The following is a 1,776-nucleotide window of genomic DNA, read 5'->3' as shown; positions in this document are numbered from 1 at the left end:
CGGAGCCGGAGCCAGAGCCGGAGCCGGAGCCGGAGCCGGTCGCTGTGACGGTGGGCCCGGGTGCGGGCGGGATGCGGGTGGTGCCCGATCGTGTCGAGGGGATGGGGCTTCAGGCCCTGACCTCGGAATACCGTCGGATCATGGAGATCGTGGCCGGGGCGGACGGTCCGGTGATGGCCAAGGATGTTGCCGTCGGACTGGGCCGGGAGACGACGCCGGGGAAGATCGAGCCGGTCCGGGGTCAGCTGCGCAAACTCTCCGACCGGGGCTGGCTCGTCCGCACCGCATCGGGCCGCTACCGACCATGCTGACCAGCGGTGTTGGCGGCCGGACGGGCCGATTCCGGCCGTAACGCGAGGGCCCCCGGCGGGAGTTGGTTGATGTGTGACGAAAAACCAGCCCGCCGAGGGCGCTCAGGATGTTGTCTACCAGGTCCGCCTCCCGCTGTCGAAGCGGACCATCGATCTCGTCGCCGGCCTGATACGCCGGCGCCGCAACCGGATGCGCTCGCCCTGGCGCAAGGCCGAACCCGGCCGGCAGGCCGTCATCGTGCTCGCCGTCCTGCGCCATGACCAGCGTCTGGCCGACATGGCCGGCGGCAACGGTGTCGGGGAGTCCACCGTCCGCCGCTATGTGAAGGAAGTCGTCACGTTGTTGGCCGCCCGCGCCCCGCGCCTGGACCGCGCGCTGAAGAAGGTCGCCCGCAGCGGCGGGGTCGTGGTCCTCCTCGACGGCACCCTGATCCGCACCCACCGCCGCACCGGGAAGGACGACCGGAAGAACTACTCGGGCAAGCACAAGGCCCATGGCCTGCTGTTTCTCGCACTGACCGATGAGAAGGGCAACCTGATCTGGATCTCCGCGGCCAAGCCCGGCCGGTCCAGCGAGATCACCACCGCCCGCCACAACAAGATCACCGAACACCTGCGGGAAGCCGGCCTCGGCGCCCTGGCCGACCTCGGCTTCGTCGGCCTCGACGACAAACCCGACGACGACCCGGTGATCATCACCGGCCGCAAGGCCACCCGCAACCACAAGCTGACCGCCGCCGAGAAGGAAGCGAACCGCCTGGTCAGCCGCGAACGCGCCGCCAACGAACACGGCTTCGCGAACCTCAAGAACTGGCGGATCCTGACCAAGCTCCGCACCGACACCCGGCAGGCCACCACGCTCCTGCGGGCCCTGCTCGTCCTGGCGAACAGCGAAGTACAGAGGTAACGAGACGGGGCGGACGATCTCGCCCCGATGATCACGCCACCTGCCAGCGTGAGGGCCTCATCGACACATCACACCAGCCCCACTGAACTGCGGAAACGAACTTGGCGGAGGCTCAGTAGGCTTGGGATACGCCCTTCTGGCGGGCTGCTTCCGAGGCGATTTCACTCAGTCGCAGGCTGTCCGGATACCTGCCGCTCATGCGCTCGACGTCCTTCACCTGCTCCGCCATGCGCTTGTCACCGAGGGCCTTGTAGGTCTCCTTCCGCGTCACCACCGGCATGGCCTCGTCGCGGGTCTTCACGCCCGCCGCCCGCCCCTGCTGATTGTCCGCGGTTCTGCGGAGTCGGCCCAGCCGTCCGCTGCCCACCCCGTCCGCCGGCGGCACGGTTCATTCTGGCCACTCGCTTCGCCTGCTGCTCCGCGAGGCCCTTCGAGATGCCTCGCCCTTCCTTCTGCAGCGCCTTGACCGCCTTGGCCGCCTTGACGCCGTTCTTGGCCATCTTGAACGCTGCGATGTCGGTGACCACATCGAACCAGGAGCCGTTGCCGGTCAGGGCC

General features: G+C 68.8%; 1 protein-coding gene and 2 pseudogenes. 2 read left to right on the top strand and 1 reads right to left on the bottom strand.

Translation table 11 applies throughout. The features are described from left to right. A pseudogene (locus tag JF597_RS54695) lies at positions 1-311 on the top strand (hypothetical protein); the annotation flags it as partial. 73 nt (positions 312-384) lie between these two features. After that, the gene (locus JF597_RS54690; protein WP_294014628.1) at positions 385-1,218 is read left to right on the top strand and encodes a transposase family protein; all 834 of its coding nucleotides are present in this window, start codon (positions 385-387) and stop codon (positions 1,216-1,218) included. Between the two features lie 236 nt (positions 1,219-1,454). On the opposite strand, the pseudogene JF597_RS54685 reads toward JF597_RS54690, so the two are convergent. After that, positions 1,455-1,776 (bottom strand): annotated as a pseudogene (locus JF597_RS54685) (hypothetical protein); the annotation flags it as partial.

The organism is Streptomyces sp. (assembly GCF_019510245.1).
Classification (GTDB): domain Bacteria; phylum Actinomycetota; class Actinomycetes; order Streptomycetales; family Streptomycetaceae; genus Streptomyces.
This window is presented reverse-complemented; position numbering and strand designations above follow the sequence as displayed.